General features: G+C 73.0%; 20 protein-coding genes. 9 read left to right on the forward strand and 11 right to left on the reverse strand.

All coding sequences use genetic code 11. The features are described from left to right. Positions 1–126: 126 nt before the first annotated feature. The 4 genes from ACFWXO_RS21525 to ACFWXO_RS21540 form a co-directional block, all read right to left on the reverse strand. Positions 127–822 carry a hypothetical protein gene (locus ACFWXO_RS21525; protein WP_380525384.1) on the reverse strand — a complete coding sequence of 232 codons (696 nt, stop codon included), beginning with the start codon at positions 820–822 and terminating at the stop codon, positions 127–129. Continuing rightward, positions 819–5,108, reverse strand: coding sequence for an NEW3 domain-containing protein (locus tag ACFWXO_RS21530; protein WP_380525385.1), 4,290 nt, complete (start codon positions 5,106–5,108; stop codon positions 819–821). The genes ACFWXO_RS21525 and ACFWXO_RS21530 overlap by 4 nt, the downstream gene beginning before the upstream one ends. 74 nt (positions 5,109–5,182) lie before the next feature. Next, positions 5,183–7,678 carry a discoidin domain-containing protein gene (locus tag ACFWXO_RS21535; protein WP_380525386.1) on the reverse strand — a complete coding sequence of 832 codons (2,496 nt, stop codon included), beginning with the start codon at positions 7,676–7,678 and terminating at the stop codon, positions 5,183–5,185. A 270-nt stretch (positions 7,679–7,948) separates the two neighbouring features. Then, positions 7,949–8,974, reverse strand: a complete 1,026-nt coding sequence (locus ACFWXO_RS21540) for a LacI family DNA-binding transcriptional regulator (protein WP_375894386.1) — start codon at positions 8,972–8,974, stop codon at positions 7,949–7,951. A gap of 133 nt (positions 8,975–9,107) precedes the next feature. Between ACFWXO_RS21540 and ACFWXO_RS21545 the strand changes: the two genes are divergently transcribed. The 7 genes from ACFWXO_RS21545 to manA all read left to right on the forward strand — a co-directional run bounded on the left by ACFWXO_RS21545 (position 9,108) and on the right by manA (position 19,071). Then, positions 9,108–10,397 (forward strand): ABC transporter substrate-binding protein, encoded by a 1,290-nt coding sequence (locus tag ACFWXO_RS21545; protein WP_380525387.1) that lies wholly within the window; start codon positions 9,108–9,110, stop codon positions 10,395–10,397. A 171-nt stretch (positions 10,398–10,568) separates the two neighbouring features. Next, entirely contained in the window at positions 10,569–11,441 is an 873-nt protein-coding gene (locus ACFWXO_RS21550) for a carbohydrate ABC transporter permease (RefSeq protein ID WP_375894380.1), read from the forward strand. A 4-nt stretch (positions 11,442–11,445) separates the two neighbouring features. Then, the gene (locus ACFWXO_RS21555; protein WP_380525388.1) at positions 11,446–12,378 is read left to right on the forward strand and encodes a carbohydrate ABC transporter permease; all 933 of its coding nucleotides are present in this window, start codon (positions 11,446–11,448) and stop codon (positions 12,376–12,378) included. A 66-nt stretch (positions 12,379–12,444) separates the two neighbouring features. Beyond that, positions 12,445–13,737: a glycosyl hydrolase gene (locus ACFWXO_RS21560; RefSeq protein WP_380525389.1), complete on the forward strand. Its 1,293-nt coding sequence runs from the start codon at positions 12,445–12,447 to the stop codon at positions 13,735–13,737. A gap of 74 nt (positions 13,738–13,811) precedes the next feature. Beyond that, positions 13,812–16,865 (forward strand): alpha-mannosidase, encoded by a 3,054-nt coding sequence (locus tag ACFWXO_RS21565; RefSeq protein ID WP_380525390.1) that lies wholly within the window; start codon positions 13,812–13,814, stop codon positions 16,863–16,865. A 67-nt stretch (positions 16,866–16,932) separates the two neighbouring features. Beyond that, on the forward strand, positions 16,933–17,859 hold the full coding sequence (locus tag ACFWXO_RS21570; protein WP_380525391.1) for an ROK family protein: 927 nt from the start codon (positions 16,933–16,935) through the stop codon (positions 17,857–17,859). A gap of 21 nt (positions 17,860–17,880) precedes the next feature. After that, positions 17,881–19,071: a mannose-6-phosphate isomerase, class I gene (manA, locus tag ACFWXO_RS21575; RefSeq protein WP_380525392.1), complete on the forward strand. Its 1,191-nt coding sequence runs from the start codon at positions 17,881–17,883 to the stop codon at positions 19,069–19,071. Between the two features lie 36 nt (positions 19,072–19,107). Here manA and ACFWXO_RS21580 read toward each other — a convergent pair whose 3' ends face one another. The 7 genes from ACFWXO_RS21580 to ACFWXO_RS21610 all read right to left on the reverse strand — a co-directional run bounded on the left by ACFWXO_RS21580 (position 19,108) and on the right by ACFWXO_RS21610 (position 24,622). Next, the gene (locus ACFWXO_RS21580) at positions 19,108–19,503 is read right to left on the reverse strand and encodes a DUF2267 domain-containing protein (protein WP_380525393.1); all 396 of its coding nucleotides are present in this window, start codon (positions 19,501–19,503) and stop codon (positions 19,108–19,110) included. A 339-nt stretch (positions 19,504–19,842) separates the two neighbouring features. After that, positions 19,843–20,490, reverse strand: a complete 648-nt coding sequence (locus ACFWXO_RS21585) for an acyl-CoA thioesterase (protein ID WP_380525394.1) — start codon at positions 20,488–20,490, stop codon at positions 19,843–19,845. Next, positions 20,487–20,798 (reverse strand): hypothetical protein, encoded by a 312-nt coding sequence (locus ACFWXO_RS21590; protein WP_375894358.1) that lies wholly within the window; start codon positions 20,796–20,798, stop codon positions 20,487–20,489. Before ACFWXO_RS21590 ends, ACFWXO_RS21585 begins: the two co-directional genes overlap by 4 nt. A gap of 265 nt (positions 20,799–21,063) precedes the next feature. Next, positions 21,064–22,116 (reverse strand): DUF6528 family protein, encoded by a 1,053-nt coding sequence (locus ACFWXO_RS21595; RefSeq protein ID WP_380525395.1) that lies wholly within the window; start codon positions 22,114–22,116, stop codon positions 21,064–21,066. 69 nt (positions 22,117–22,185) lie between these two features. Next, complete coding sequence (locus tag ACFWXO_RS21600; protein ID WP_380525396.1) at positions 22,186–23,577, reverse strand: NAD(P)/FAD-dependent oxidoreductase; 1,392 nt, start codon at positions 23,575–23,577, stop codon at positions 22,186–22,188. A 105-nt stretch (positions 23,578–23,682) separates the two neighbouring features. Then, the gene (locus ACFWXO_RS21605; protein ID WP_380525397.1) at positions 23,683–24,165 is read right to left on the reverse strand and encodes a flavoprotein; all 483 of its coding nucleotides are present in this window, start codon (positions 24,163–24,165) and stop codon (positions 23,683–23,685) included. 22 nt (positions 24,166–24,187) lie between these two features. After that, positions 24,188–24,622 carry an ATP-binding protein gene (locus ACFWXO_RS21610; RefSeq protein ID WP_380525398.1) on the reverse strand — a complete coding sequence of 145 codons (435 nt, stop codon included), beginning with the start codon at positions 24,620–24,622 and terminating at the stop codon, positions 24,188–24,190. Positions 24,623–24,802: 180 nt separating this feature from the next. Here ACFWXO_RS21610 and ACFWXO_RS21615 point away from each other — a divergent pair, with 180 nt between their 5' ends. Next, positions 24,803–26,047, forward strand: a complete 1,245-nt coding sequence (locus ACFWXO_RS21615) for a helix-turn-helix domain-containing protein (protein WP_380525399.1) — start codon at positions 24,803–24,805, stop codon at positions 26,045–26,047. Positions 26,048–26,061: 14 nt separating this feature from the next. Continuing rightward, entirely contained in the window at positions 26,062–26,418 is a 357-nt protein-coding gene (locus ACFWXO_RS21620) for a hypothetical protein (RefSeq protein ID WP_375894442.1), read from the forward strand. The last annotated feature ends 101 nt before the right edge of the window (positions 26,419–26,519 follow it).

The following is a 26,519-nucleotide window of genomic DNA, read 5'->3' on the forward strand; positions in this document are numbered from 1 at the left end:
ACACCCCCCCCCCCCTCACCCCCCCCCACCCCACACCCCCCCCCCCTCTTCCACTCCCACCCACCCCCCCCCCCGCGCGGGGCGGGGCGGGGGGGGGGGGGGCGGGGCCCCCCACGCCGGGGCCGCTCAGTGGCGGTGGTGGTTGTCGGGTTGGGCCGGGTCCCCGGGGTGTTCCAATCCCTCGACCAGGGTGAGGCGTTGGGCCCGCTCGTGGTCCAGCCAGCGGACGAACTCCGCCCTTCGCGCGGCCTCCCGGAGGGCCGGGGTGGGGTCGGGGTTCCGGGGGACGGCCAGGGTGGCGAGGAGCATCGCCGTCCAGGGGCCGACGGTGACCCACTCGCCCGGTGGGGCCTCCCGAAGCGCCTCGGCGAGGGCCTCCGGGAGGGTGTCGGGGTCGGCTTCGAAGCCGCCGTCGGGGAGGGCGAGGTGCCAGCGGGTGGTCGGTGGGCGGGCGGTCACGGCGCGGTAGTGGGCGACGTCGGCGGCGGACGGCTCGATGCCGGCGGTCACGGATGCGTAGACGGCACGGACGGCCGCGCTGCCCTCGTAGGCGGCCGCCGTGATGGAGCCGAGTTCGACGGCCGCCTGTTGGTCGAGGCGGGACGGGCCGGGGGCGACGACCGGGAGGCCGCGTTCGGCGGCGACCGTCTCGCAGAGGGCCTCGGTCAGCAGCACCTGGGCGACCCACCGGGTGAGCTGGCGGTCCTCCGAACTGCCGGGCAGGGGGAGGGCGGTGGATCGCGGGCCGCCGCGCAGGGCGGCGAGGCGGGCGTCGAGGGCGGTGCGCGGGAGGGGGCGTCCGTCGAGCAGGCCGAGGGTCATGCCTCCACCACCAGGGCGACGGTAGGGGCGTACTGGCAGCGGCCGAACCACATGACCTTGGCGAGGGCCCAGTACGCGCCGGGGTCGAGGGACTCGGGGGCGGTGACGGCGAAGTCGACGGTGACGGCCGAGTCGGCGGGGACGGCGAAGCCGCGCACCGGGTCGGCGACGGCCTCCCACGTCCCCCACGGGGAGACCAGTTGCAGCTCGCCGCGGATCTCGCCGCGGGTCCGGTTGGTGAGGGTGAGCCCGAGGGTGGCCCGGCCGCCGGGCGCCACCCGCAGGGTCTCGGCACAGACGTCCACGGACAGCCCGGTGTCGCGGCCGGTCGTCGCCTTGGTGCCCTGGGCGGCCGTCCAGTCCTCCGGGGCCTCGCCGGGGACCGGCAGCAGCGCGGGGAGGTCGCCGACGGCGATGGTGACCACGTCCTCGACCGCCTGTCCGTCGTGCTCGATCCGGACGGCGGCGAAGTGCAGCCCGGGCCGGGCGTCGGCCGGCGGGGTGAGGGTGACCGGGAAGCGCAGGTGGCCGTCGGGGGCGAGCCGGTACGGGCGGCTGGCGAGGCTGGTCGCCCAGCCCTCCGGCGGCAGCACGACGGCCGTGCCCTCGACCACGGCGTCCCGCAGCTGGGAGGAGAGGGCGACCGAGAGCGTCACCGGCTCCCCCGCCGTCCGCAGCAGCCCGGGCGAGGCGCCGACCGACACCGGCAGGTAGCCGAGCGGCGCCGGGCCCCGGTTGTGCAGCCAGTAGCGGGCATGGACGGGCTGGGCGGGTTCGGCGACCGGGCCGAGTACCGTACCCCCGGCCGTGCCCCCGGGCCGGGCCGAGACGCCGGGCGCGGCGAGCAGGGTGGTGATCGACGAGCCGGGCAGGTCCAGCTCGGCCGGGCCGAGGGGGCGCTCCAGCAGGTCGGCCGCCCGCAGGTCGGTCAGCCCGAGCGCACCGCCGAGTGCCGCCGTCCGGCCGAGGCCGGTGGATTCGACCAGCCGCACGGTCAGCTCGGGTCCGACGGGCGCCGCCGAGCCGTGGGCGATCGGGTTCCCGGCCGGCTTGAGTGCGCCGAGCAGCACCTCGCGCTGCGGTTCGACCCGCAGCCAGGACAGCGTGGCGGGCAGCGGGCCGTCCTGCGGCGCGGCCAGGATCCGCGCGTACAGCGGGTGGTTGAACTCCTGCCCCCGCGCGGGCAGTGCCTGCGCCCGCCAGTCACCGTCACCGCCGACCAGGGCATAGCCGAACTCGTGGGTCCAGTGCTGGAGTTGGAAGGCGGCGCCGTCGGGCAGGGTGCGCCGGGGCGGGTCGATCCACACCCCGGACGGCCAGCCGGTGCAGGAGCGCATCAGCGACAGGTGCAGCGCGCCGGTGGTGTCCACCGCGAAGCCGGGCAGGCCGAAGCTGAGCAACGCCACGGTGTGGTCGGCGAGTTCCTCCGACTCCGACTCCGGCACAGGCACCGGCACCGACTCCGACACCGGCTCCGACACCGTCATCGGGCAGACGGCGGTGATCCGGGCGTCGGCGAGGTCGTCCACCAGGGCCGGCACATCGGCGACCACCAGGGCGGGCAGGGAGCGCAGGTCCCGCAGGTCCGCGTCGGGCCGCCACACCTCGGCCAGCGGTGTCAGCGCGGGCACCCACACCGCGCCGTGCGCCTTGAGCGCGGCCGCGTACTCCTCGCCCGCCCGGTCGATCAACTCCCTTGCCGCGTCGTTGACTTCCGGGCCGCCGACGACGATCCGGAAGTCCGGCAGGTTGGAGTCGACGTCCAGCCAGCCGTACCGCGCCCAGTCCGCCCCCGAGGTGGTGGCGGTGACGCCGACCCGGGCCAGCGCGACCAACAGCGGACGGGCGTCGGCGGCGTCGTCCAGGGTCGGGACGACCACCTCGGCGACGCCGAGCGCGCGCGAGCCGATGACCTCGCCGGAGGCCGAGGTGAGCTCCGCCCGCGCGGTGGCGCCCAGCCCGAACCAGGTGTTGGCCGGGTTGTCCAGCGTCCACGGCGCCTCCGCCGAGTCCACGTCCGGCATCGCGAAGCCGCGCCCGACGACCGCGCCGGCGACCTCGCTGACCGGCAGCCCGCCGGGGACGTCCACCGGGAAGCGCAGTCGCAGCAGCCGGTCGGCGCCGGAGTAGTCGACCGCCCTGGTGCGGCAGTCGACCCGGTCCAGCCCGCGCCACAGCGTGACCGTCTGCTCGTAGCGCAGGCCGTCGACCGTCCCCGCGATCACCAGCCGCTCGCCGAGCGGCCCGGTCTCGCGGCGCACGGAACCGGCGCCGTCCCCGGAGCCGACCACCGGCCCGCTCGGCACCAGGTGCCACGGGCCCTCGCCGAAGTCGGGGTGCTGCGGGTACTCCTCGTACACCCGCAGTTCGTTGCCGATCCGACCCTCCTGTATCAACTCCCGTTCGTGCAGCAGGTCGTACACCGATCCGAGCCCGCCGCCGCGCGCCGGGTCGGCCGTCACCCGGTACCGCTCGTTGGCGATCACCACGCCCTCGGCCTCGGCCCACGCCGGGGCCGAGGGCTCCCCGGGCAGCAACCGCCAGGTGCGCCAGCCGAGCGCGGGCACGTCGGCGGCCAGGAACCGCAGCACGCCCCGGTCCACGGCGCTCGGCACGGCCGCGCCGGTTTCGTCCACGACCCGCACCGACCTTTCACCGGACGGGAGTTCGACCGAGACCAGATCCGTCCGGTCGAAGGACAGCGTGTTGGTCACCACCAGAGCCGAGCCGACGCCCGCCGTGGAGGTGCCCGCCGAGCCGACGCCCACCGTGGAGATGCCCACCGTGGAGATCCGCGCCGTCAGCGCGTCCAGCGCCGCGTCCCGGACCGCCGAGGCCAGGTCGTACGCCTCCCGCCAGCCGCCCAGCAGGTCCAGGTACACCTGGTCCGACTCCGAGCCGGTGATCGCGTCGTGGTGGGCCCCGTAGGCGAGTTGGCGCCACACCTTGTCGAGCGCGGCGGCCGGGTAGGCGCCGAGCCCGTTGACGACGGCCAGCGCGGCGAGCTTCTCCGCGTCCACCGCCGCGACCTCGCCCGCCCGTTGGGCCTGCTTGGTGTCGATGTAGGAGACGTCCTTGCCGGTGTACACCGGGTTCATGTCGCGGGTCTGCGGGCTGGGCCGGCGCCCGGTGGCGGCGAGTTCGGCCCGGACGGCGTCCAGGAAGTCGCGCGGGGTGGCGCAGACGAAGCGCGGCCACAGGTACTTCTCGGGCCAGGAGCGGTGGATCGCGGTGACCCACTTGTTCGGCGGGGTGTAGTCCGTGCCGACCGGCAGCAGCAGGTTCCTGGTCGCGCCGACCGGCTTGAGCTTGCGGTACAGCTCGTACACCGCTTGTTCGGCGGCGGCGAGGTCGGGCGAGGAGTCCATCCACCAGCCGGCCGAGTAGTGGTGCGGCATGTAGTGGGTGAGCACGCCCTCGCCGCCGGGCGCGATCCACTCGAACTCGCTGGGGAACTGCATCACCCGGGCGTCGTCCTTGCCCTGGCGGAAGTTCTTCTGGATCGGGCCCCACTGGTGGAACGGCCCGCGGGCCCACGCGCTGCCGGTGAGGCCGGCCGCGGCGAGGTGGCCGGGGAACTGCGGGTCGTGGCCGAACACGTCGAGCTGCCAGGCGGTCTGCGGGTCGCCGCCGAGGATGTCGCGCTGGTAGCCGATGCCGTGGACGATGTTGCGGATGGTCGTCTCGGCGCCGGTGAGGTTGGTGTTGGGCTCGTTGTAGGTGCCGCCGACGAGCTCGACCTGCCCACGCTCCAGCAGCGTGCGGAGCACCGCGCGCCGCTCCGGGTGCTGGTCGAAGTACGGTTTCAGGTAGTCGACCTCGGCCAGCACGAACTTGTACACCGGGTCCCGCAGGGCCAGGTCGAGGTGGGCGTCGACGAGGGCGAAGCCGTTGCGCTCCCAGAGCGGCCGGGTGGTGGCGTCGGCGCCGAGCAGTTCCCACGGCGAGGTGTAGGCGGCCTGGGTGTTCCACCAGACCGGGTCGTAGTGGAAGTGGGAGACCAGGAACATCGTCCAGCCGGGCTCGGCGACCTCCACGACACCGGCCGCCTCGCTCCCCACCACCCTCACCGTGACGGGAAGTTGCGCGCCGACGGACGCTCCGGTGATCTCCAGGGGGACGTCGACCAGCCCCGTGCCGGTCGCCTCGCCGCGGACGCCCGTCCCGCTGACGGTGATCGGGGCGGCCGGCCCCTCGACCGTCACCCGCAGGATCTGGCGCGGGGCGTCCTCGGGGCCGACGAACAGGTCGGTGCTCTCGACGGCGGTGATGGTGGTGACCGGCACGGGGGTGGTCCTTTCGGTACGGAGGCCTACGCGGTGACGGAGGCCTACCCGGTACGGAGATGCGGTGCGGACGCCTACTGGCCCCAGGCCTCGAACTCGTAGATCCGGGCAGCCGGATCGCCGTTCTGGGTGGGCTTGGTGACGACCAGCCGGACGTAGCGGGCGGTGGTGTCCACCGGATGGGTGGTGGTGCCCGCGGTGTTGCCGGTCACGGTGGCGACGGTCGTCCACGGGTCGGTGCTCTTCACGCGGGTCTGGAGGGAGAAGTCCCGGGTGTTGTACGCGGCGCTCTCCCCGCCCGCCTGGGCGTGCCGGACCACGAACCTGTTCAGCTTCCTCGCCGAACCGAGGTCCACCTCCAGCCACTTGGCGGCCGTCAGCGTGCACCACTTGTCGCTCGTGCCGCCGTTGACGCTGCCGTTGACGGCCTTGGCCGGGCCCTCGTTGGCGTTGCACTGGCCGGAGGCGGTGGCGGGGCGGTTGAGCGCAAGGTCGGTCGAGCCGGTCGGCGGGGTGGCGTTCCAGCCCACGGTGGTCGAGGCGACGGCAGAGTGCCCGTAGGTGGTGGACACCGCCTCCACGTCCAGCGTGGTGGCGGCCTCGGTGCCGGCCCGGTCCAACCGCCCGACGTAGTAGGCGTCGTTGGGGGTGGCCCCCAGGAAGGTCCGGCTGCCGTCCGGGTTGCGCCGGTACACCTCGTAGTGGTGGACGTTGCCGCCGGGGGCCGCCGTCCAGGACAGTCGCAGCGACTGGCTCGCGCCGGCCGTCACGTCGCTCGCGCCGAGCACGGTCAGCCCGCTCGGCGCGGCCGGGCTCTCCACCGTGCCGTCGTAGAGGGCGACTTGGCCGACCCGCAGGTCGTAGGCCGGGTCGTTGCCGGTGACCTGGAGGGCGAGCTGGGCGATGGTGCGGCCGGCGTACCGGGAGAGGTCGAGGGTGTGCCGCTCCCAGCCCGTCCCGGTGTTGCTCCCGACGTCCACGGTGGTGAAGCTGCCCGGGGCGTCGGTGAAGGAGACGGCGGCCTTGAGCTTGGTCGGGCCGGCGGCCGGGGTCTTGACCACCAGGTCGAGCTTGGTGTTCGCGGCGACCGGCAGCCGGGTCTGGTAGAGCCGGACGGTGTTGGTGGCGTCCAGGGTTCCGGTCAGCCGCAGCGAGGAGCCGCCCTGGTAGGCGTCGGTGAAGTCGACGGACGGGCTGAGCCTGCTGCCGGTGGAGTCGACCACCCAGCGGTAGGTCGGCGGGACGTCCTGCAGCGAGAGGTTGTTCCACCCGCCGGTGGCGACCCGGGTGCCGGCCGCGTTGTAGAAGTCGCCCTGGCCGGTGTCGAAGTTGGTGACGAAGGGCTTGGCGGTGATCGGCGAGGACTCGGCGACGTAGCCCGCCAGGCCGGGCCATCCGGACGAGAGGTCGACCTTGGACGGGTCGTTGTTGGCGCCGACCCAGTAGCGGGCGTCCTTGGCGTAGAAGTCGGCCCGGTCGGTGGCGGACTTCCAGGTCCACTCGGGGCGGTAGAGGCCGAGCGAGGTGGTGTGCGGCTGCCCGGACGGGAAGAGGGTGTTCCAGTCGACGGAGGTGTTGTAGCCGTTCGCCTCGGTGTCGATGCCCGAGTACAACTCGTACTCGCTGCGGCCGAGTTGCCGGGCCAGGGTGCGGGAGGATTCCAGGCCGTCCTGGCTCCAGCCGAAGTTGAGGAACATCGAGTCCGAGGTTCTCTTCGAACCGTCTTGCAGGAAGGGTGAGTTGGCGGAGGTGAGGGCGTTCTGCCAGTCGACCGCACCGGAGGTGGTCATCGCGTCGTACCACATGAAGTCGGTACCGCTCTGCGCCTTGGTGTACTGCATCAGGTTGCGCACCTCGCCGGCCAGGCCCGAATCCCCGCCGCCGGTCTCCTGGTTGATGAACCAGCCGTCGAAGCCGTAGTACTGGGCGGCCTGGGCGAGCTTGTCGGCGACGGGGTAGCGGTTGCCGGACTTCTGGACGAAGTCGCGCACCCACTGGAGCTGGCCGCCGTACGCGGCGGGCGGGAAGAAGACGGTGCCGTAGACCTTGACGCCGTTGCGGTGGGCGGCGTCGATCACCGTCGGGTTGGGCGCGAGGATCAGGCCTTCCCCGGCCGAGCCGCCCCAGAACACCAGCTTGTCGACGTACTGCCAGTAGCCGAAGGCGTAGTAGTTGGGGTCGGCGGAGCCCTGGGAGGGGTTGTTGGAGGTGGGGCCGAAGGAGACCAGTGAGGCGATCTTCCCTTCGCCGGCGCGGGCGTTGGGGTTGGCGGCCAGGGCAGGGTCGCTGGTGCGGGGCTGGAGCGGGACGCGGGAGCGGTTGAACCGGGCGTCCGGGTCGGTGGCCGGATCCCAGCTGAGGATCGTGCTGGGGTACCAGTAGGAGGCGTACGGCTGGCTGCCCGGGCCGGCGGGTGCCGTGGGCAGCGGCGCGGCGGCCGTGGGCGGCGGCGCGGCAGCCGTGGGCGGCGGCGCGGCGGCCGTCACGGGTGCGGCCCAGGCGGAGGGCGTGGCGGTGAGTGCGGCCGTCGCGAGGACTGCGCTGAGCAGCAGGGGTAGGCGTCGTGACATGCGGGGGCTCCGATCGGGCGGAGGGGTGGGGGCGGGCCCGCCGTCGCGGACGGGGGCCGGCCGCATGCGGGCGTGCCGGTGCTGAACCGAGGGGGGCCGGAGGCCACAGGAACGGGCAGCAGGAGCGGACCCTCTCGGCGCAGCGAGGCTAAACCGGTTCAGAACGGGTGTCAACGACCCGGACAACAACCACCCGACGGAGTCAGGAACCGGCACCCGGAGGAGTCAGGGCCCGGCGCCCGGAGGAGTCAGGGCCCGGCACCGAGGGAGTCAGGAACCGCTGCCCGGCGGGGAGGTGGACTCCCGCACCGTCAGCCGGGGCGTCGGCATCTGGAGGTCGCGGTCGGGCCCGGCGCCGTCCAGGGCCTCCAGCAGGCTGCGCGCGACCTGCTCGCCGAGCGCGAAGGTGTCCCGGCTGAGCGCGGTCAGCGGCGGGTGGACGATCCGGGCGAGCACCGAGTCGTCGAAGGAGACGATGGACAGCTCCCCGGGCACCGAGACGCCCATCTCCCCCGCCACGCCCAGCCCGGCGACGGCCATCACGTCGCTGTCGTAGACGATCGCGGTGGGCCGCCCGGGCCGGGAGAGCAGGGTGCGGGTGGCCGCCGCGCCCTCGGCGTCGCTGAAGTCGGTGGGCACCGACAGCGCCTCCTCCAGTCCGAGCCGGCGCGAGGCGTCGCGCAGCGCGCGGATCCGGCGCTGGGTGTGCTGGAAGTGCGGCAGCCCGGCGAGGTGGGCGATCCGGCGGTGCCCGATGGCGGCCAGGTAGTCGACGATGGAGAGCATCGCCTCCCGGTCGTCGGCCCAGATCCGCAGCTGGTTGCCGCCCTTGCCGGGCCCGCCCAGGACGACGGCGGGCAGCCCGAGTTCGTCCAGGACGGGCAGCCGCGGGTCCTTGACCTGGAGGTCCACCACGATGAACCCGTCCACCCGGTGCTCGGAGGCCCAGCGCCGGTAGACCCCGATCTCGGCGGCGGTGTCCTCGACCACCATCAGGTGCAGGGCGACCGAGCTGGCCGAGAGCACGGCCTGGAGGCCGGAGAGCAGTTGGCTGAAGAACGGCTCGACGCCGATGGTGCGGGCCGGGCGGGCGATCACCAGGCCGACGGCGTCGGAGCGGGCGCCGCCGAGGGCGCGGGCGGCGCTGTGCGGGCGCCAGTTCATCTCCTCGGCGACCCGCAGGATCCGGTCCCTGGTCGCCTCGCTGACACCGGGGCGGCCGTTGAGCGCGAAGGAGACCGCGCCCTTGGAGACGCCGGCCTGGCGCGCGATGTCGGCGATCGTCGGTCTGCCCACAGGATCCGACTCCTCTCTTGACAGTCAAGTTTAGGCGGGAGCATAGTCCCTGCCAGAGCTAGACCGGTTTAGTTAAGCAGGTTCTGACACACCACCACCCATCCCAGAACCCCAGGACCACCGGGAGACCCTCATGCGAAGAATCTGGGCGGCACTGACCACCACGGCCCTCACCGCGGCGGCCCTCACCGGCTGCGGACTCGGCTCCGGAGACACCAAGAGCAGCGACAACGTGGCGAGTGCGGCCGCCACCGGTGAGGTCAAGGGCAAGGTCTCGATCCAGACCTGGGCGCTCAAGCCGAAGTTCACCGACTACATGCAGGGCGTGATCGACGGCTTCAAGAAGAAGTACCCCGGCGTCGAGGTCGACTGGCTGGACCAGCCCGGCGAGGGCTACTCCGACAAGGTGCTCAGCCAGGCCGCCTCCGGCACCCTGCCCGACGTGGTCAACCTCCCGCCGGACTTCGCCTTCCCGCTGGCCAAGAAGGACGTCCTGCTGGACGTCGCCAAGGCCGACCCGAAGCTCGCGGACGAGTACGTGGCCGGCGGCGTGAGCGCCTACCGCTACCGCGGCTACCAGGGCACCTTCGGCTACCCCTGGTACCTCAACACCGATGTGAACTACTGGAGTTCCGACCTCCTGACGAAGGACGGGCTGGACCCGAAGAAGCCCCCGACCACCCTGGACGAGCTGATCGCCCAGGCCCGGGTGATGAAGGAGAAGTCCGGCGGCCAGGCCTACCTGATGAGCCGCAAGCCCGGCCTCGGCGACCTCTACAACATCGGCGTCAAGATCATGGCCGACGACGGCAAGTCCTTCACCTTCAACACCCCGGAGGCCGCTGCACTGCTCGACAAGTACCGCGACGCCTTCAAGGAGGGCCTGATGCCGAACGGGGTGCTCACCGACACCTACGCCGGCAACTCCAAGCTGTTCAGCGCCGGGACCGCGGCCTGGACCACCGGCGGCGGCAACTTCATCACCAGCCTCGCCACCGACAACCCCACCCTGGCGCCGAAGGTCGTCCCGTCCCCCGCGATGGGCACCCCGCCGCTGTACGTCCAGGGCCTGTCCATCCCGAAGAACACCAAGAACCCGGCCGCCGCGGTCGCCCTGGCCCGCTGGGTCACCAGCCCGGAGAACCAGGCCGCCTTCGCCCACCTGACCAGCGTCTTCCCGTCCACCAAGGCCTCCGCGAGCGACCCGTTCTTCAGCAAGAGCGACGGCACCAACGCGGGCGACGCCAAGGTGATCGCCTTCACCTCGCTCGCCAAGGCCGAGCTGATCCAGCCGGTCGAGGTGGACGACGCGATGGGCACCGTCGTCAAGCAGCAGTTCGCCCTCGCCATCAGCGGCCAGAGCAGCTCCCAGCAGGCCCTGGACACCGCCGTGGAGCAGTGCAACAAGCTGCTCAAGGGCTGATCCCCCGCAGCCGCGGCCTCACCGTCCCGACGTCCCGACGAACCGCAGTCCCGTACCCCCTACCGGCGAAGCGGCGGGTCCTCCCCCACACCCGCCGCCCCGGGCCTCGCACACCCCCGGGGCCTGTACCACCCCGGGCCCCGGAAGGCCCAGCCCCAGGAAGGCATCCGCATGACCCACCGGCGCTGGTTCACTCCCTGGCTGCTCGCCGGCCCCGCGATACTCTGGCTGGCCGTCTTCAACCTCTGGCCGGCCGTCAACACGGTGATCCTCTCCTTCACCAACGCCAAGCCCATCGGCGGCGGCCGGTTCACCGGCCTGGAGAACTACGGCCGGCTGCTGGACGACGCCCAGCTCGCCGACGCCCTGCTCAACAGCATCGTGTTCATGCTGGTCTGCCTCCCCCTGCTGACCGTCCTGCCGCTGCTGCTCGCCCTGCTGGTGCAGCGCCGGATCCCCGGCATCACCTTCTTCCGCACCGCCTTCTACACCCCGGTGATCGCCTCCGCCGTCGTGGTGGCACTGATCTGGGGCTGGGTGCTGGACGACCGGGGCCTGGTCAACGGCCTGCTCCAGGAGGGCGGCCTGGCCGACTCCCCGGTCCCCTTCCTCACCGACCGCTGGCTGCTGCTGTTCAGCGCGATCGCCCTGACCGTCTGGAAGGGGCTCGGCTACTACATGGTGATCTACCTCTCCGCCCTCGCCAACGTCCCGCACGAGCTGCACGAGGCGGCGGCCGTGGACGGCGCGAGCCCGCTGCGCCGCTTCTGGCACATCACCCTGCCGGGGGTGCGCCCGACCATGGTGCTCATCTCCGCGCTCATCTCGGTGAGTTCGCTGCGCGTCTTCTCCGAGTTGTACGTGCTCTCCAACGGACTGGGCGGCCCCGGCGGCCGCGACATGTCGGTGGTGATGCTGATCCAGATGTACAGCCGCGGCTTCAACGGCCACCTGGGCTACGCCTCCGCGCTCAGCCTGCTGCTGTTCGTCGTCACCCTCGGCCCGATGCTGTTCCTGCTGCGGCTGAACCGGAAGGCGGCCTGAACCCGTGACCACCGCGACCACCGACCCCCGCCGCAAGCCCGACCCGAGCGCCGAGGGGGGCAGGAGGACCAAGGGGGCCAAGGAGGCCAAGGGCGGCGCCCGCGGCTTCAACACCCCCTCCCGCGCCCGGACCGCCTCCCGTTACCTGCTCCTGCTGCTCGTCCTGCTGCTGGTGATCGGCCCCTTCCTCTGGCAGCTGTCCACCGCCCTCAAGGGCCCCACCGAGGACGTCTACACCCGCACCCCGAGCTTCCTGCCCGACCAGCCCACCCTGGGCAACTTCGGCAAGGTCGCCGACACCATCCCGGTGTGGACGTACGCCCTCAACTCGCTGACCGTCGCGGCCGTCTGCATCGCCGGCAACGTGGTCGGCTGCACTCTGGCCGGCTACGCCCTGGCCCGACTGCGCTTCCGCGGCGCCCGGCTGCTCCTCGGCCTCTTCCTGGCCACCCTGGTGCTGCCCGGCGAGGTCACCATCGTCTCCCAGTACGTGCTGGTGCGCGGCCTCGGCCTGGCCGACAGCCTGGCCGGGGTGGCCCTGCCCGGGGCGATCGCGATGCTCAACGTGCTGCTGATGCGCACCGCCTTCGCCGCCGTACCGGCCGAGCTCGACCAGGCGGCGCTGGTGGACGGCGCCAACGTCTGGCAGCGGCTGTGGTACATCGGTCTGCCGAACGTGCGCGGCATGCTCAGCGTGATCGTCATCTTCACCTTCATCGGTGCCTGGGACGACTTCCTCTGGCCGCTGATCGTGCTCAACGACCCGCAGAAGTACACCCTGACCGTCGGGCTCCAGTACCTCAACGGCACCTTCTCCGCCAATCCCCGGCTGATCGCGGCCGGCACCATGATCGCGTTCCTGCCGATCGTCGTGGTGTTCGCCGTCTGCCAGCGCTTCTTCTTCCAGGGCGTCGAGGAGGGAGCCGTCAAGGGCTGAGCCCCCGAGGACGAGAACACCGTCCGTACGCCCCGACCCAGTTGAGGTAGCCCACCCGTGACCCCCGTGACCACCGATTCCGCCGCTTCCACCGCTTCCACCACTCCGAAGGCCCCGCGCTTCGGCGTCAACTACACCCCCAGCAAGGGCTGGTTCCACCACTGGCTCGACTTCGACCTGGACGCCGTACGCGCCGACTTCGACTCCGTCGCCGCCCTCGGCCTGGACCACGTCCGGGTCTTCCCGCTCTGGCCGCTGTTCCAGCCCAACCGCACCCTGATCCGCCCGCGCGCCGTCGAACAGCTGACCGCACTCGTGGACGCGGCCGGCGAACGCGGCCTGGACGTCGCGGTGGACGGCCTCCAGGGCCACCTGTCCAGCTTCGACTTCCTGCCCGCCTGGACGCAGACCTGGCACCGCCGCAACCTGTTCACCGACCCCGGGGTCCTGGACGGCCAGGCCGCCTACCTGCGCACCCTCGCCGGGGCCCTGCGCGAACGCCCGAACTTCCTCGGGATGACGCTCGGCAACGAGATCAACCAGTTCTCCGGCGCCCCGCACCCCGACCCCGACCGCTGCACCCCCGCCGAGGCGGAGGCCTGGCTGCGCCGGATGCTCACCGCCTGCGAGGACGGCGCGCCCGGGCGGCTGCACCTGCACGCCTCCTACGACGCGGCCTGGTACCTGGACGAACACCCCTTCACACCCTGGCACTCGGCCCGCCTCGGCGGCGCCACCGCCGTGCACTCCTGGGTCTTCAACGGCACCGCCCAGCGCTACGGCGCCCACTCCACCGCCACCGCCCAGCACGCCGCGTACCTGGTCGAGCTGTCCAAGGCCTGGGCGGACGACCCGGCCCGCCCGGTCTGGCTGCAGGAGGTCGGCGCGCCCGCCCCGCACATCACCGCCGCGGACGCGGCCCGGTTCACCGGCGCCACCGTCGAGGCCGTGCTGGACTGCCCGGACCTCTGGGGCGTCACCTGGTGGTGCTCCCACGATGTGGACCGCTCGCTCGCCGACTTCCCCGAACTGGAGTACAGCCTCGGCCTGTTGACCACCGACCGGACGGTCAAACCGGCCGGCGCCCGGCTCGCCGAGGCCGCAGCCGACGCCCGCCGCAGCTGGCAGCCGCCCAAGCCGCGCGGCACCGCCGTGGTGGTCGCCACCGGTGACGAGGTCACCTCCCCGCGCCGCGCGGACTGCGGCCCCGGCGGCCCGGTGTACGAGGCCTTCATGCGCCTCGCCGAGGCCGGCGCCCGCCCGACCACCGTGCTCGCCGAACGCGCCGGGGACGCGGCGCACCTGGCGGCGCGCGGTATCACCGAGGTGGTCCACCCCGCCGACGTAGGTTCTCTGTAGTCCGCGCCGTCCCCCCTCCCTTCCACCGCCCTCCCCCAGAAACTGCCCTCCCGCACGCAACGGAGCCTGCCGCCATGCACGATGACCGCACCCTCGTCGAGTCCCGCCTCAAGCGCGTCCTGGAGGAGCGCATCCTCCCGGCCGTGTACCCGGAGTCCGTCCCGCTGGAGGTCGGCATCTGGACCGCCCCCGGCGAGCCCGTCCCGGTCGCCGAGGGCCTGGCCGCGCCGCGCACCCCGATCGCCGTCGGCGACGCCTGGGGCGCGCCCTGGGGCACCAGTTGGCTGACGGTGTCCGGCACGGTGCCGCAGGCCTGGGCCGGACGGACGGTCGAGGCGCTGATCGACCTCGGCTTCGACGCCAACATGCCCGGCTTCCAGTGCGAGGGCCTGGTCTACCGCCCGGACGGCAGCCCGGTGAAGGGCCTCAACCCGCGCAACCAGTGGGTGCGGATCGCCGCCCCGGCGGCCGGCGGCGAGCAGGTGCTGCTGCACGTCGAGGCCGCCGCCAACCCGGTGATCCTGGACTACCACCCCTTCCTGCCGACCGAGTTGGGCGACAAGGAGACGGCCGGGGACCGTCCGCAGTACAAGCTCGCCCGGATGGACCTCGCCGTCTTCGACGACACCGTCTGGCAGCTGTCGCTGGACCTGGAGGTGCTCGGCGAGCTGATGGCCGAGCTCCCGGTGGACGGCGCCCGCCGCTGGGAGGTGCTGCGCGCGGTCGAGCGCGCACTGGACGCGATCGACCTCCAGGACGTCAACGGCACGGCCGCCGCGGCCCGTTCGGAGCTGACCGCCGTCCTGGCCGCGCCCGCCGTGCCGTCCGCGCACCGGATCAGCGCGATCGGCCACGCCCACATCGACTCCGCCTGGCTGTGGCCGCTGCGCGAGACGGTGCGCAAGGTGGCCCGGACCACCGCCAACATGACCGCCCTGCTGGAGGACGAGCCGGAGTTCCGCTACACCATGTCCCAGGCGCAGCAGTACGCCTGGATCAAGGAGCACCGCCCGGAAGTGTACGCCCGGGTGCGCAAGGCCGTCGCCGAGGGCCGGTTCGTCCCGGCGGGCGGCATGTGGGTGGAGTCCGACACCAACATGCCGAGCTCGGAGGCGATGGCCCGGCAGTTCGTGCACGGCAAGCGGTTCTTCCTGGAGGAGTTCGGGGTCGAGAACCACGAGGCCTGGCTGCCCGACACCTTCGGCTTCACCGGCGGCCTGCCGCAGATCATCCGCAACGCCGGCTCCAAGTGGCTGCTGACCCAGAAGATCTCCTGGAGCCAGGTGAACAGGTTCCCGCACCACACCTTCCTCTGGGAGGGCATCGACGGGACCCGCATCTTCACCCACTTCCCGCCCGTGGACACCTACAACTGCTCCATGAAGGGCAGCGAGATCGCCCACGCTGCACGGAACTTCAAGGACAAGGGGGTGGCCCGGCACTCGATCGCCCCGACCGGCTGGGGCGACGGCGGCGGCGGGACGACCCGCGAGATGGTCGGCAAGGCAGCCCGGCTGCGGGACCTGGAGGGCTCGGCCACCGTCCGCTGGGAGAACCCCGCCGAGTTCTTCGCCAAGGCCGAGGCCGAGTACCCCGACCCGCCGGTCTGGGTCGGCGAGCTCTACCTGGAGCTGCACCGGGCCACCCTGACCAGCCAGGCAAAGACCAAGCAGGGCAACCGGCGCAGCGAGAACCTGCTGCGCGAGGCCGAACTCTGGTGCTCCACCGCCGCGTTGCGCGCGGGCGCCGAGCAGCCGTACGCGTACCCGTACGAGCAGCTGGACCGGATCTGGAAGACGGTGCTGCTGCACCAGTTCCACGACATCCTGCCCGGCTCCTCGATCGCCTGGGTGCACCGCGAGGCCGAGGCCACCTACGCGGCGCTGGCCCGGGAGCTGGCGGAGCTGATCGACGCGGCCCAGCAGGCACTGGCCGGATCCGCCGACGGCGGGCGGGAGTTGGTGTTCAACTCCGCTCCGCACGCCCGTTCGGCCGTCCCGGCGGGCGGCGCGGCCGTCGCCACCACGGACGCCCCGGCCGCCACCGTCACTGCGCTCGACGGCGGCGGGTTCACGCTGCGCAACGGCCTGCTGGAGGTGGTGGTCGACGCCGACGGCCTGATCGGCTCGGCCGTCGAGCTCGCCACCGGCCGGGAGACCGTCGCCCCCGGCAGCCGGGCCAACCTGCTCCAGCTGCACCCCGACTTCCCCAACATGTGGGACGCCTGGGACGTGGACCAGTTCTACCGCAACACCGTCACCGACCTGACCGGCGTCGACTCCCTCACCGCCACGGCCGCCGACGGCCGGGCCGAGGTCAGGATCGCCCGCTCCTTCGGCTCCTCCACCGTCGTCCAGACCCTCACCCTGCACCCGGGCGAGCAGCGGCTCGACATCGACACCGAGGTCGACTGGCACGAGACCGAGAAGTTCCTCAAGGTCGCCTTCCCGCTGGACGTCCACACCGAGCGGTACGCCGCCGAGACCCAGTTCGGCCACCTCTACCGGCCCACCCACACCAACACCAGCTGGGACGCCGCCAAGTTCGAGGCCTGCAACCACCGCTTCGTCCACCTGGACGAGCCCGGCTGGGGCGTCGCGCTGGTGACCGCCTCCACCTACGGCCACGACGTCACCCGCACCGTGCGCGCCGACGACGGCGGCACCACCACCACGGTCCGCTTCTCGCTGCTGCGCGCCCCGCGCTTCCCCGACCCGAAGACCGACCAGGGGCTGCACCGCTTCCGGCACGCGCTGGTCCCCGGCGCCGCGATCGGCGACGCCGTCCGCGAGGGCTACCGGATCGGCCTGCCCGAGCGGCGGGTCACCGGCACCGCCGAGCGGGTCGCGCCGCTGGTCGAGGTGGACCACGACGCCCTGGTGGTCAGCGCCGTCAAGCTCGCCGACGACCGCAGCGGCGACCTGGTCGTCCGGGTCTACGAGGCCGGCGGCGGCCGCGCCCGGGGCCGGCTCAGCACCTCCTTCCCGCTGGCCGGCGCCGTCCCCTGCGACCTGCTGGAACGGCCCTGGGACGGCACCCGCGGCGAGGTGACGGTCGAGGACGGCGCGGTGCACCTCGCGCTGCGCCCGTTCGAACTGGTCACGCTGCGCCTCACCCCCGCCCGCTGACCGACGTACGGTGAAGGCGCCCCGGCCCGCCCGGCCGGGGCGCCGCCGACCCCTCCTGGAGCCCGCCATGCCGCTCACCCCCCTGTTCGCCGCCGTCGACGTCGGCGGCACCAAGATCGCCGGCGCCCTGGTCGACGGCACCGGCCGGCTGCGGCACCGGCTGCAACTGCCCACCCCCGCCCGGGAGCCGGGCCCGGCCGTGCTCGCCGTCGTGCACAAGGTGCTGGAGCAGCTGGCCGGCACCCCCGACTGGGCCGCCGTGACGGCCGTCGGCATCGGCAGCGCCGGCCCGGTCGACCTTGCCGACGGCACCGTCAGCCCGGTCAACATCCCCGGCTGGCGGGGCTTCCCGCTGGTCGCCGAGGTCGCCGCGCACCCGGCGGTGGCCGGACTCCCGGTCCGCCTGGCGGGCGACGGCGTCGCGATGGCCGCCGCCGAGCACTGGCAGGGCGCCGCCCGGGGCGCCGCCAACGCGCTCTGCCTGGTGGTGTCCACCGGCGTCGGCGCCGGACTGGTGCTGGACGGCGCCGTGCGCCCCGGCCCCAGCGGCAACGCCGGACACCTCGGGCACATCACCGTCGACCTGGACGGCGAGCCCTGCCCGTGCGGCTCCCGCGGCTGCCTGGAGGGCCTCGCCAGCGGCACCGCGATCGCCCGCCGGGCCCTCGCCGAGGGCTGGCGCCCGCCCGGCGAGGACGCCACCGCCCGCGCCGTGGCCGCCTCCGCCGCCGCGGGCGACCCGGTCGCGCTGGCCTCCTTCGACCGGGCCGCCCAGGCCCTGGCCGCCGGGATCGCCGCCACCGCCGCCCTGGTCGACCTCCACCGGGTGGTGGTCGGCGGCGGCGTCGCCACCGCCGGGGAGGTGCTGTTCGCCCCGCTCGCCCGCCACCTGGACCGCTACGCCGCCCTGTCCTACGTCCGAGGCCTGGACGTGCGCCGCGCCGAGCTCGGCACCGACGCCGGGCTGATCGGCGCCGCCGCGCTCTGCCGCTGACAGCCCCGGGAGACCCTTGGCATGCCGCCCTACACCCTGCTCGACAACCCGGTCCGCCACTACCCCTGGGGCTCCCCCACCGCCATCCCCGCGCTCACCGGCACCGCCCCCGACGGCACCCCGCAGGCCGAACTGTGGATGGGCGCCCACCCCTCCGCGCCCTCCCGGGCCGGCGGCCGGGCGCTCGACGCACTGATCGCCGCCGACCCGGACGGCCTGCTCGGGCCGGACACCGTACGGCGGTTCGGCCCGGAACTGCCCTTCCTGTTCAAGGTGCTGGCCGCCGACCGGGCGCTCTCCCTGCAAGTCCACCCCACCCGCGCCCAGGCCGAGGCCGGGTACGCCGCCGAAGAGGCCCGGGGCATCCCGCCCACCGCCCCGGAGCGGGTGTACAAGGACCGCTCCCACAAGCCCGAACTGCTGGGCGCCCTTGGTGACTTCGAGGCCCTCTGCGGCTTCCGCCCGGCCGCCGCCACGGCCCGGCTGCTGGACGCCCTCGGCGTGCTCGCCCCCTGGGCGGCCACCCTGCGCGAGCGGCCCGCCGCCGAGGCACTGCCCGCACTGCTGCGCCGGACACTGGCCGCCGACGCTCCCGAACTCACCACCGTGGCCGGGGCGCTGCGCCGCACCGCCGCCTCCGGCGGCCCCCACGCGGACACCTGCGCGGCCTACGCCCGGCTCGCCGAGGAGTACCCCGGCGACCCCGGCCTGCTCGCCGCGCTGCTGCTCAACCACGTCCGGCTCGCCGCCGGCCAGGCGCTCTACCTCGCCGCCGGGGTGCCGCACGCGTACCTCCGGGGCGTGGGCGTCGAGTTGATGGCCAACTCGGACAACGTGCTGCGCGGCGGGCTCACCGGCAAGCACGTCGACGTGGCCGGACTGCTGGCCGTCACCGACTTCCGGGCGGCCGCGCCCGCCGTCCTCGAAGCCCGCCCACTGACCGCCGTCGAGGCCGAATTCCCTTCCCCCGCCGCGGAGTTCCGGCTCTCCCGACTGCACCCGTCGGCCGCCCCCGTCCGGATCGAGCTGCCCACCCCGCAGATCCTGCTCTGCACCGCGGGCAGCGCCCGGCTGCACGCCCCCGGACACCGCGGCCTCGACCTGCCCCGGGGCGCCTCGGCGTACCTGCCCCCGGGCGCCGGCCCGGTCGAGCTGACCGGGCCGGGCGCGGAGCTGTTCCGGGCCACCACCGGCCGCTGGGGCGTGCCCTAGGCGCCCTGACCCGCAGAGTTGTTCACGTGGGGTTGTTCACGCGGGCAGCGGGTGGCCGAAGAGCAGGTCGTAGCCGTCCGGCAGCTGCTCGACCACCCGGTCGACCAGCTCCCCCGGGACGAGCTCGGCCAGGGTGCTCAGCACCGCCCCGATGTCCCACTGCGCGGTCGCGGTCGTGGCGCCGCCGATCCAGCCCACCACGGCCTCGACGAAGCGCTCGGCCGTCAGCGGCTCGGCGGCGGGCCGGGCGTCCCGGAGCAGCGTCGCGTACGTGGCGGGCAGCGCCCCGGCGAGCTCGCCGCGCTCCGAACCCACCAAGTGCTCACCCAGCAGGCAGAGCACGACCCGGACGGCGTGGTCCGCCTCCGCCTCGCCCCGGTACTCGCCGCGCTCCACGACACGGGCGAGGAAGTCCTCCCAGGAGATGGTCATCGCGTCCTCCTTCCGGTCGGCGGGACCGGGCCGGGTCGGCGGCCGATGGTCCAGGGAGGCTGCTGGTCGGTCGCAGCCCGTCACCGCCGGGGGACGTACCGGTTCCCGTGCTGCTCAGCGTACTGCGCTCCGGACCGGGCCGACCGGCCGCTGCGGGTGGGGCGGCGGTCCCGAACGGAACCCTGACGCCGTGCCCTTGCGGTGCGGAGGAAGCGGTCCGGGAGGGGCCGGACCGACGGATCGACGCCGTTGTCGATCACGCCGCCGGCCCGCGCCGTCACCGGCACGGGAGCCCACGGTCGCCGGGCGGTTCAGTCGCCGGGCGGTTGAGCGGGCGGTTCAGCCCGCCGAGGTACGACACCGCCGACGCGGACCGCGCGGCGAGCCCACCCCGCCACCCAGCCGGGCCGGCGCCCAGCGCACCGGGTCCGACTCCGAGGCCGGGACCGGCGCCTGCACCGACGCCTGCGCCCGGGCCGCCGCAGCGGCACCAGCGGCAGCGGCAGCGGGAAGGCCGCCCGCCCGGCGGTCGCCACGCGCCGTGTCCGGCGCCGGGCCGGCCGCCGAGACCGACATAAACGCCGCCAGAAAGCGCCGCTCGTTCTGGCTGAGTTTGCGCGAACGCCCGGATTCCTGGTCCCGTGCGACCACCACGGTCCGCGCCCGCATAAACGTGAGCGGTTCCCGGCAGACATTCACCTCGACGTGCGCGGAACTCCGCCCGAGGTGTTCCACCGTCAGCCGCACCGACAAAGGCTCGGGGCGGTGGTGCAACTGTTCCAGGTAATCGATCTCGTGCCGGGCGATAATGAATCCGGACGGGAACAGCGATTGCCGGACGGCGGTCGCGTGGTGGCGGAACAGGTCGTAAATCCCCTCCTGGACGTAGCCGACCAGCCGGGCGTTGTTGATGTGCCCGTTCTCGTCGACGTCGCTCCACCGGGTGGGGCAGGACAGCACGTGCACGCCCGGACGCAGGGCGCTCACTGCTCCGTCAGCCCGGCGCCGGCGACGGTGGGGAGCAGCGCCCGCTGCAACCTGGCGTAGTAGCCGGACTGTTCGGCCGCCATCCGGGCCGCGGTCCAGCCCTCCTCGGCCGCCTCCGCGGCGGCCTGCACGACCAGGCTGTCGAGCACCGTGTCGACCGACCGGCAGAGTGCGGCGACCGCCGCGAGCCGTTCGGTCACGTCCGCCGTTCCGGCCGCATTCCGGGCCGGAAATGCCGCCAGCGAGTCGACCGCGAGCTGCAGATCGTCGATGACGTCCGACCGGCTTTCCTCCGGGGAATTCCGCATGCTTTTCTCCAGGACCAATTCGGGCCGTTACGGCCCGGTAGCTGACGTTCGAATACACCCGATCGGTGTCGGCCCCCCGACGGCTTCGACGCTATCCCAGTCGGCGCAGGTCCGCAGATGGTTTTCGGACGCTGAGGGGAAACTGACTTCCATTGGAGTAGTTTGCCGGGGTACACAATATGCCCCATCAGCCGAACGCGGTAAGCAGAACGGGTGGTATCGCCGACCCGCCGACCAAGATCGACTACCGTGCGTCACGGATCTGCTACCAGCCACCCCACCAGCGCGCCTTGTACAGCTGCGTGCCGGTCAACTTCCACGTCCCCTCCGGGCGGTGCAGGCGGATCACCGAGGTGCACCAGTCGCAGGCCGGGGAGTGGTCCGGCACCACCGTGAGCAGCCGCCCGGTGCCGGGCTCGTCACCGATGCTCTTGACGTCCCGCTCCTCGGCCGGATCTGCGGAACGGGCGGGATCGGCGGGATCGGCCAGATGGACGGCGGTGAACCCGTCGGCGGCGGGGTCGTACTGCCAGAGGCCGTTCAGGGTGCTCACCCAGAACCGGCCCGGCGAGCCCAGGACGGGCGCGAGGTCATGACCGCCCTGGTCGGGCAGCGGGGCACTGCGGACCGCCGTCAGGGCGGGCGCGTCCGGGTCCCCGCCGACCCGCAGCCCGGTCAGCTCACCGTCGCCGAGCACCCAGAGCAGGCCGGACCGCTCGTCCCAGTGCACCCCGTGCGCGCCGGAGAGCCGGAACGTCGCATGGGCGGTGGCCCGGGAGCCCTGCGAGGCGGCGTACAGCCGTACCCACCCGCCGGCGCTCGCGGCGACCGCGACGTTGCCGTCCGGGAGCAGCTCGATGCTGTGCGGATTGACGTCCCCGCCGAGGTCCGCCGCCCAGCGGCTGGCGCCGGTGGCGGTGTCGACGACGGCGACGAGCCCGCCGGAGGCCGTGGTCAGCAGGTAGTGCCGGCCCTCCAGGGTCCGGCCCTTCGCCTCGTCCGGGTCGGTCCAGCTCCGCTCGGGGTCCAGGTCGCCGAGGTCGGACGCCCGGTCGGCCGCCCAGGACCACACCACGGGCGGACGGTCGACGCCCTGGTACCCCGTCAGCTCCTCGACCCCCCGCAGCACGAGGACGCGGCGGGACGCCTGGTCCACGGCGACCACCTCCCCGTCCTGCGCGGTGTCCGGTGCGGCGGACGCGGCGCGGGTGACGGACGCGCCATGGGCAACGGACGCGGCACGGGCGGCATACGCGCGGCCCGCGGGCACGCAGAGCAGCAGGGCGAGGCACAGGGCCGGCAGGGTTCTCCTCAGCACGCCCCAACGGTGCGCGGCGCACGGCGCGGCACCCGGCAGACCAGCCGCGCGCCTCGGCCGAACGGCCCGTCAGATTCGCCCGGAGACCAGGTCCGCGACCCGGGCGATCGGCGAGGTGGTGGCCCGTCCGGCCGCCTCCTGCCGGTCGGCGGCGTGGTACGCGGCGTACATCGCCTGCACCCCCAGCCAGCGCAGCGGCTCCGGCTCCCAGCGCCGCACGGTGTGCCCCACCCAGGGCAGCGCGGTGAGTTCGGTGTCCCGCCCCAGCACCAGGTCGCGCAGGGTGCGGCCGGCCAGGTTGGTGGTGGTCACCCCACTGCCGACGTACCCGCCCGCCCAGCCGAGCCCGCTCGCCCGGTCCAGCTCCACCGTCGCGCACCAGTCCCGGGGGACGCCCAGCACCCCGGCCCAGGCGTGGTCGATCCGGGCGTGCGCGGCGGCGGGGAAGAAGTCGTTCAGGATCCGGCGCAGCTGGCGCACCGTCTCCACCTGGGTGCTGCCGTCCGAGTCCGTCCGCGAGCCGAAGCGGTACGGCACGCCCCGCCCGCCGAGGGCGATCCGGTCGTCGGCGGTCCGCTGGGCGTACATGTAGGCATGCGCGAAGTCCCCGAGAACCTCCCGGCCCTGCCAGCCGGCCTCCGCCCAGAACTCCGCGGGCAGCGGCTCGGTGGCCACCATCGCCGAGTTCATCGGCAGCCAGGTCCGCCGCTCGCCGCGCAGCCCGGCGGTGAACCCCTCGGTGGCGCGCAGCACGCGGTCGGCGGTGACGGTGCCGTACGGCGTCACGGCGCGCGGGCGGCGGCCGTCGCCGCCGGGGACGATCCCGGTGACGGGTGTGCCCTCGTACACCTCGACCCCCAACTCCCTTACCACCCGCGCCAGGCCGCGCACGAGCTTGGCCGGCTGGATCCGGGCCCCGTACGGGGACCACGCCCCGCCGAGGATGCCCGCGGCATTGACGCGCCCGCCGGCCTCCTTCGCGGAGAGCTCCTCCACCCGGCCCTCTCCGTAGCCCCGCTCGGTTTCGACGAAGGCCTTCAACCGCTCCAACTGCGGCCCGCTCCGGGCCACTTCGAGCACCCCGCCCCGGACGACGTCCGCCTCGATCCCCTCCGCGGCCGCGGTCTCCACGACCTCGCCGACCGATGCGTCCATCACCCGCTGCATCGCCGCCGCCCGGCCCCGGCCGTACGTCCTGGCGAAGGCCCCGCGGCCGGCGAAGCCGTTGTACAGCCACCCGCCGTTGCGCCCCGAAGCGCCGTAGCCGCAGAAACGGCGCTCCAACAGGGCTACCCGCAGGGCGGGTTCGGCCTTCTTCACGTAGTAGGCCGTCCACAGTCCGGTGTACCCGCCGCCGACGACGCAGACGTCCACGTCCCGGTCTCCCGGCAGGGCAGGGCCCGGCTGCGGAACCCCCTCCGCCGCGTACCAGAACGACACCTCGCCGTTGACCGCTGCCACCGGAACCTCCCACACCGTCGCCGACCTGCCCGGACGCTACTCCGGGCCGCTCACGGGGCAACACCCGCACACTGCCAGGATCGGGCCGCCGGACCAGCCACCCTGTCAGTCCCCCAGCAGGTCCAGCGCCCGGGTCCAGCTGGACGACCCGGGCGTGAACTCCGCGATCCGCACGCCCATCCGCCGCAGCCGCTCCAGGCTCTCCCCGTACGCCGGGTGCGCCGCCTGGGCCGCGCTCAGACAGGGCTGGACGGCGACGGGGATGCCCCAGCCGTAGGACTCGCAGAGGATGCCCAGCGCGAGGGTGTCCGAGATCCCGGCGCTCCACTTGTTGATCGTGTTGAAGGTGGCCGGCGAGACCACCAGCGCGTCCGGGTCGGGCAGCGGACGGGGATCCCCGGGCTTCCGCCAGGCGGACCGGATCGGGAAACCCGTCTGCTCCTCAAGCCCTTCCACGTCGATGAACCCCATCGCCAACGGAGTCGCCACCACCCCGACGGACCACCCCCGCCCCTGCGCGGCGGAGACCAACTCCGGCACACCATTGGCCACTCCGGCCGCACACACCACCACATAGAGCATCGGCATCACCCGCACGCCCCTCTCTTACCTAGCAGCCCACCACCAGATCCGCATGCACGATCTTCCCGCACACCTCCACCGAGGCCCCCCAACGCCCGCCCGTCAGATGGTGGACCAACGCAAGCCCCCGGTGCCCCTCCTCGTCCTCCCCTGCCACCATCAACACGGGCAGAATGCGCGACCCGTCCCGCACCGCCACGCGCACCGTCCGGTCGGTGACCCGGCGAACAGTGACGGTCATCCGCGCCAGGCACCCCGTCTTCACCGCATTGGTCACGAGTTCACTGACGACCACCTCCGCAGCATCGATGAGCTCCGGCAACCCCCACTCCACCAGCTTCCCCCGCACCATGCGACGCGCTTCCCCCGCCGACTCCCCCCGGTACGGCAGCATCACAGTCGCAGGCCTCGGCGCCCGCTCGGTGATCAGAAGTCCACTCATCATCAACAGCCCCTCGGCCATCGGAGTCTCGAACCGAAGCACTGCGAGGCACAGCCCTCAAGCCAGCACTCAAAGCAGCACGTGACCAGTGAACGACAATGCGTTACCTTCAACCAGAGCGGACCAACCGCACTTTCCAGGCGTTACCCAGGCGTCGCAGGTACACGGCTGGGAACGATGGCACTCGTGGAGCTGGGACGGATGAGCAGCAAGCGCAACCTGTTCGCCCGAAGGCGCAGGGAGTTGGGCTACAGTCAGGAACGGCTCGCTGCCGATCTTGGAGTTGCCACTTCCACTGTCACCCGCTGGGAGTGCGGCCATGCCGACCCCCAGCCTCAACAGAGGCCAAAGCTCGCAGCACTCCTCAAGGTCACCACCTCGGAGCTGGACGGTCTCCTGAACCCGCCGCCCAAGTCGCCGGTTCGACAGACGATCCCTTCGTCAATCGACGAAAGTGACGATATGAAGAGACGCGAGGCCCTCGGGCTGATTGCGGCAACAGGGGCTCTGATCACGCTCACCTCTGGCGCCAACACAGCGGCGTCAGCAGCCCCCACCCCATCACCCGATGCTGACAGCCTTATGAACGCCCATCTCTGGCAGGCCTTCTCCTCCGCCCGGAACAAGCAGGCGGTCTATCCACTGGTGCGGCATCAGCTGGGCGTTCTCACGGCCGGGCTCCGCTCAGTCACCTCTGACAGCGGACGCAAGCCACTCTGCGAGTCGGCGGCCGATCTCTACCAACTCGCCGGTGAGATCCTCTTTGACGCCAACCACTACACGGACGCCGCACAGTGCTACACCCTTGCCGCAGCGGCCGCTCGCGAAGCGTCGAAGTATGACCTCTGGGCCTGCGCTCTGACCCGTCACGCCTTCATCGAACTTTCCGAACGCCGCTTTGCCACCGCCGAACCGATCCTCGCCGCCGCATCACGGATCGCCCTGCGAGGGGATGAGCAACTTTCCACTCGCCACTGGATCGCCGTCGTCCAGGCACAGGTGTACGCCGGCGTCGGGCAACTAAAGTCCTGCGAACGAGCACTTGCCGAGGCCGAGCAGGTAGCCGGTCTGAGCGGCCCGATTCAGAACGGGGGCTGGTTGCGGTTCGACGGAACCCGCCTCGCTGAGGAGCGTGGCACCTGCTACCTCGCTCTCGGCCGACCGGACCTTGCCGAAAAGTCCCTACTCAACGCGCTGGAGATCAGTCGCTCTCCGCGACGCCGTGGCGCCGTCCTCGCCGAACTCGCCACACTCAACGCTCACAGCGGCGACATCGAACAGGTCATCCACTTCAGCGAGGCCTCCATGGCCCTGGCCGACGAGACCGGATCCGGTTACATCGCCAAGAAGCTCGACGGACTCAAGCCGCACCTCGCACCTCTGATGCGGGACAGCCGGATCGCAGCGCTTCACGACCACATCTCAGCGCTTCAACCCACCATCTGACGAAAGGAACCCCCATGACCGAGGACGGCCGGATCTTCCGCGAGGCCTGGATCGCCGGGGTGCGCAAGCACTTCCCCGGCGATCCCAAGCCCGGCTACGTCTCCCCCTGGGAGGAGACGCCCGACTGGGAACGGGCTGCCGCAGCCGCCGTGTTCGGCCAGGTCCGCGATTTCATCACCGTCAGCGGCGGGAGCACCTCGAAGCTCACCCGCGAGCAGAAGGGCCGCTTCGTCGCCCTCTGCTGGATCGCCCAGATCCACCACCACATCGCCGCCCCCAAACCCGCCTACACCGCCGACTGGGACGACCTCCCCAAGTGGCAGCAGGAGACCGACGCCGACATCTTCGAGGCCGTCGAACGCCACCTCTGACCCTCCCGCCCGCGCCTGCGAGGCCGCAGGCGCGGGCGCGGGGGCGGGCGCACACCCGCGCCCCGGCGCCCGTGTTGGTGGCGCGGCCCCCGCGGGCGGAG

The organism is Kitasatospora sp. NPDC059088, assembly GCF_042738155.1.
In the GTDB taxonomy this organism is placed as follows: domain Bacteria; phylum Actinomycetota; class Actinomycetes; order Streptomycetales; family Streptomycetaceae; genus Kitasatospora.

Excerpts from the sequence above, each read along its gene's own strand:
- ACFWXO_RS21525 (WP_380525384.1), bottom strand. The coding sequence starts at position 822 with ATGACCCTCGGCCTGCTCGACGGACGCCCCCTCCCGCGCACCGCCCTC.
- ACFWXO_RS21535 (WP_380525386.1), bottom strand. The coding sequence starts at position 7,678 with ATGTCACGACGCCTACCCCTGCTGCTCAGCGCAGTCCTCGCGACGGCC.
- ACFWXO_RS21545 (WP_380525387.1), top strand. The coding sequence starts at position 9,108 with ATGCGAAGAATCTGGGCGGCACTGACCACCACGGCCCTCACCGCGGCG.
- ACFWXO_RS21550 (WP_375894380.1), top strand. The coding sequence starts at position 10,569 with ATGACCCACCGGCGCTGGTTCACTCCCTGGCTGCTCGCCGGCCCCGCG.
- ACFWXO_RS21565 (WP_380525390.1), top strand. The coding sequence starts at position 13,812 with ATGCACGATGACCGCACCCTCGTCGAGTCCCGCCTCAAGCGCGTCCTG.
- ACFWXO_RS21570 (WP_380525391.1), top strand. The coding sequence starts at position 16,933 with ATGCCGCTCACCCCCCTGTTCGCCGCCGTCGACGTCGGCGGCACCAAG.
- manA (WP_380525392.1), top strand. The coding sequence starts at position 17,881 with ATGCCGCCCTACACCCTGCTCGACAACCCGGTCCGCCACTACCCCTGG.
- ACFWXO_RS21580 (WP_380525393.1), bottom strand. The coding sequence starts at position 19,503 with ATGACCATCTCCTGGGAGGACTTCCTCGCCCGTGTCGTGGAGCGCGGC.
- ACFWXO_RS21590 (WP_375894358.1), bottom strand. The coding sequence starts at position 20,798 with ATGCGGAATTCCCCGGAGGAAAGCCGGTCGGACGTCATCGACGATCTG.
- ACFWXO_RS21605 (WP_380525397.1), bottom strand. The coding sequence starts at position 24,165 with ATGCCGATGCTCTATGTGGTGGTGTGTGCGGCCGGAGTGGCCAATGGT.
- ACFWXO_RS21610 (WP_380525398.1), bottom strand. The coding sequence starts at position 24,622 with ATGGCCGAGGGGCTGTTGATGATGAGTGGACTTCTGATCACCGAGCGG.
- ACFWXO_RS21615 (WP_380525399.1), top strand. The coding sequence starts at position 24,803 with ATGAGCAGCAAGCGCAACCTGTTCGCCCGAAGGCGCAGGGAGTTGGGC.
- ACFWXO_RS21620 (WP_375894442.1), top strand. The coding sequence starts at position 26,062 with ATGACCGAGGACGGCCGGATCTTCCGCGAGGCCTGGATCGCCGGGGTG.